1 protein-coding gene is annotated in these 4,435 nt (G+C 72.5%); it reads right to left on the reverse strand.

What is annotated here, in order from left to right; genetic code table 11:
* Positions 1 to 52: 52 nt before the first annotated feature.
* Positions 53 to 4,138 carry a Pls/PosA family non-ribosomal peptide synthetase gene (locus tag MOX02_RS23420; RefSeq protein ID WP_147028240.1) on the reverse strand — a complete coding sequence of 1,362 codons (4,086 nt, stop codon included), beginning with the start codon at positions 4,136 to 4,138 and terminating at the stop codon, positions 53 to 55.
* Positions 4,139 to 4,435 lie beyond the last annotated feature (297 nt).

The raw sequence follows: 4,435 nt of genomic DNA on the forward strand, positions 1-4,435 counted from the left end.
GTCCCTCTCCCGAACGGGAGAGGGGACCCGCGCCTGTTCTTCGGGACGGGTCTCAGGCGGCGTCCCTCGCCGGCGCCGCGTGCACGACGGGCACGGCGGGCGCGCCCTCCCACTCGGTGTGCGCGGGGATCGACTCGCCCTTCATCACGATCGTGAGGGGCCGCAGCCGCGCGTAGTCGCCGACGCGGGTGTCGTAGAGCACGGTGGCGAAGGCGCCGACCGAGACGCCCCGGCCGACCTCGACCCGTCCGACCTTCATGATCCGGTCCTCGTAGAGATGGGTCTGCAGCGCCGAGGTGCGGTTGATCGTGGCGTAGTCGCCGATGCTGACGCAGTCGAACTCGGTGACGTCGGTGGTCAGCATGCAGACCCCCTGCCCCACCCGCACCCCGAACAGGCGCAGCACCCAGGGCAGGAACGGCGTGCCCTGCAGGTGCTCCAGGAGGACCTTGCCGGCGAGCCCCCAGTAGGCGACCGCGATCGCCTCCGTTCGCATGGCCCACCACGACCACATCGGCCGCATGCCGGGCTTGTAGCGGCCCATCAGCAGCCACTTCATGCCGATGACGGCCGACGACTGGATGAGCGCGATCACGACGCTCACGGCCACGAAGCTGACGGCGAGGCCCGTCCAGTCCTCGGCGAGGATCGCGGGGTAGAAGTAGAAGTCGATCGCGGTGATCGCGAGCGTGATGTAGAGCATCGGCGAGAACGAGGTCGCGAAGGCCTCGAACACGCCGCGGCGCAGCTTCGGCCCGAGGCCCGGCTCGTAGGTCTGGGCGAGCGAGCCGAGGTCGACCTTCTGGCGGACCGGCAGCTTGATCGGCGGCGAGCCGAACCACGTGTCGCCCGGCGCCAGCATGTCGTTGGCCGGCGGCTTCGACTTGATGCCGATGAGCACGTCGTCCGGGATCACGGCGCCCGGCGGCACCACCGCGTCGTTGCCCACGAAGACCCGCGCGCCGGTGCGCACCGGCTCCAGGTGCATGTAGCCGCGGCGGATCTCCTCCTCGCCGTAGACGACCTCGTCGGCGATGAAGTTGCGCGCCCCGATGTCGGCGAGGTCGTAGCGTCCGGCGAGGTTCGTGGAGATCTCGGCGCCCTGCCCCATCCGGGCGCCCATGAGCCGGTACCACGCCCGCATGTAGACGGTGGCGAAGAGCGAGGAGAGCGTCTCCAGCGTCACCTCGGCGGCGAGCGCCACGGTCCATTTGCGCAGGTAGAAGCCGGACCAGATCGACCACGTGCCGGACTTCACCCGGGGCAGGACGAGCCAGCGGATCGCGGCGATCAGCAGCACGGTGCCGGCCGTCATCAGCATGGCGGTGGGCCAGGTGAGGAGCGGCAGGTACCAGTGGTAGTCGATGTCGGTCAGCGCGCCGAGATTGTCGCTGATCTGGTCGAAGATGAAGAAGGCCGGGAAGATCGGCAGCAGCCCGACCGCGGGGATCGCCGCGAGAAGCAGCGCGTAGACGGCGAGGAAGGCGGCGCGGCGGGCCGGCGAGGCGGTGGCGGGCACGGTGTCGTCCGGCTCCGCCATCCCGACCTTGCGGCCGGGCGAGCCGTCCCAGCGCTCGCCCGCGCCGACGCGGCTTCCGACCGGCACGGTGGTCAGGTCGGCGATCTCGGCGCCGGCGCCGATCACCGTGTCGTGGCTGACGACGCAGGACGTGCCGATCGAGACGTCCCGCCCGATATCGACGCGGCCGATCACCAGCTCGTTGCCGACCACCTCCGCGTTGGCGACGACGAGGCGCCCGCCGAGCGAGGCGCCGTCGCCGATGCTGAGGAGGTCCGGCGCCCCGACCTCGATGTCCGAGATCAGCGCGTCTCGGCCGATCCTCGCGCCGAGCAACCGCAGGTAGATCGCGATGGCCGGCGAGCCCTGCAGCCACTTCACGTGGACGAGGGGCGTCAGCCGCTGCGACAGCCACCAGCGATAGTAGTAGACGCCCCAGAGCGGGTAGCGGCCGGGCCGCGTCCGCCCGAGCACGAGCCACTTGCCGACGAGCGCCGTGCAGGCGGTGACGGCGTTGATGCCGATGTAGACGAGGAGCAGCACCGCCATCTCGCCGAAGAACCCGAGCGAGCCGCCGGTGAGCAGCAGGTAGGTGACGAAGATGCCGAGCCACTGCGAGGTGGCGAGCGCGATCACGAAGGGCAGCGCGACGGCCTGGGCGAGGCCGCACAGGGCCCGGCGCAGGAGCGGGGGCGGCGCGAAGCCGAGGTCGCGCGTGGCGGCCTCCGAGCCGACGCCGCCGGTGCGCTCGATGAGCGCCTCCGCCATCGCCCGGAGCGTGCGCTTCCCGTAGACGTCCTGCAGGGTGATGGCCGCCAGCGCGGGCGTCTCGCGCACCGCCGAGACGAAGCGGGCGGCGAGCAGCGAGTGGCCGCCGAGATCAGCGAAGAAGTCGCCCTCCAGCGGCATCGGCTGGGCGCCGAAGACCTGGTTGGCCGCGGCCAGCAGGGCGGCCTCGGTCTCGTTGCGCGGCGGCTCCTGCTCGCCCTCGACGCTCGCCACCGTGAGGGACGCGACCTTGAGGGCCTTGCGGTCGACCTTGCCGGAGGTGAGGCGGGGCAGGACGTCCGTGAACTCAAAATGGCCCGGCACCATGTAGGGCGGCATCTGGCCGGCGAGCGTCTGGCGCAGGACGCCCTTGTCGATGGCGGCGCCGCGCTCGGGCACCAGGAAGGCGACGAGCCGGTCGACGCCGTCGTCCTGGCGCAGGACGACCGCGGCCTGGTTCACGCCCGGCTGCGCCTGGATGCGCGCCTCGATCTCCCCGAGCTCCACCCGGAAGCCGCGGATCTTGACCTGATCGTCGATGCGGCCGTGGAACAGGATGTTGCCGGCCCGGTCGAGGGAGACCGCGTCGCCCGAGCGGTAGAGCACCGGGTCGCCGCCGTCCGCCGCGAAGGGGTTGGCGACGAACTTCTCGGCCGTCAGCTCCGGCCGCTGCAGGTAGCCCCGGGCGACGCCGGGGCCGCCGATCAGGAGCTCGCCCTGCTCGCCCGGCCCGAGCAGGTTCAGGCCCTCGTCGGCGATGTAGATCGTGTAGTTCGGGATCGGGCCGCCGATCGTGACCGGCTCGCCGGGGCGCATCTCGGCCGCGGTCGCCACCACCGTCGCCTCGGTGGGGCCGTAGGTGTTGAAGAGCCGCCGCTCCGCCGTCGCCCAGCGGGCGACGAGGGGCTCCGGCAGCGCCTCGCCGCCGAGGAGCACGAGGCGCACGCTGGGCAGGTCCCGGCTGATCATGGCGAGCAGCGTCGGCACCGTGTCGATGACGGTGCAGCCCGCCCGCGTGAGGATGTCGGGCAGCGCCTCGACGTCGCCCATCATGGCGGGCGAGGCGACGAACAGGGTCGCCCCGACGAGGTAGGGAACCCAAATCTCCTCCATCGAGAGATCGAAGGCGACGGAGGCGCCCTGGAACACCACGTCGTCGGCGCGCATGCCGTAGAGGGCGTTCCCGGAGCGCAGGAAGTGGCAGATGTTGGCGTGGCTGATGACGATGCCCTTCGGCACGCCGGTCGAGCCCGAGGTGTAGATCAGGTAGGCCGGGTGCTCCGGGGTGAGGCCGGCCGCCCGCGGGTCCGGCACCGGCGCCTCGGCCGGCGTCTCGCGCGCGAGGTCGGCGAGCGTGAGGGCGGGGGCGGCGTCCGGCGCCTCGGGCTTCAGGGCGGGCGAGACGAGGAGGGCGCGCGCCTCGGCGTCGCGCAGGCAGACCGCGACGCGCTCGGCCGGCGCCTCGGCATCGAAGGGCAGCCAGGCGGCCCCCGACAGGGTGATGCCGACCTGGGCGACGAGGAGATCGGGGCTGCGCGCCATCCAGAGGCCGACGACGTGGCCCGGCCCGATGCCGCGATGGGCGAGGCCGCGGGCGATCCCGCGGGCGCGCTCGGCCATCTCGGCGTAGGTCAGGTGCGGGTGGCGGCCCTCGGCGTCGCGGATCGACCCGTCGATCAGGGCGGGATGGTCCTGCCGCGCGGCCGCGCTCGCCAGGAAGATGTCCGCCAGCACCTCGTCGCGGATGAGGTCCGGCCGAACCTCACCCCGCAGGAAGGCGCGCCCGGCGAGCGGCGACGCGTCCGCGCGCAGGTCCGCGCGGGGCCGGCTCATCTCGGCGACACTGCTCATCGGGCTGACGCTGCTCCGTTTCCGGCCCCTCGGTCGGGTGCCGTCGTTCGACCGGTCTTTGTCCCCGGATCGTGCCGTTATCGAGGCGGCCGCCGGAACCTTCGGATCGCCGACTCCATCTGGCGCGCGCGAGGCGATCCGCCACCGCACTGCGCCGTCGCGGTTGAACCGGCCTTGAACGCGCGGCGGATCCCCGGACATGGGCGGAAGAAGCGCGCTCCGAGCTCGACCTCTCCCGAACGGGAGAGGTGGGCGCTGGCTTCGCCTGCGCGGACCCGAAAAGATCGGGCGCGGGCT

Origin of the sequence: Methylobacterium oxalidis (genome assembly GCF_007992195.1) — a bacterium.
In the GTDB taxonomy this organism is placed as follows: domain Bacteria; phylum Pseudomonadota; class Alphaproteobacteria; order Rhizobiales; family Beijerinckiaceae; genus Methylobacterium; species Methylobacterium oxalidis.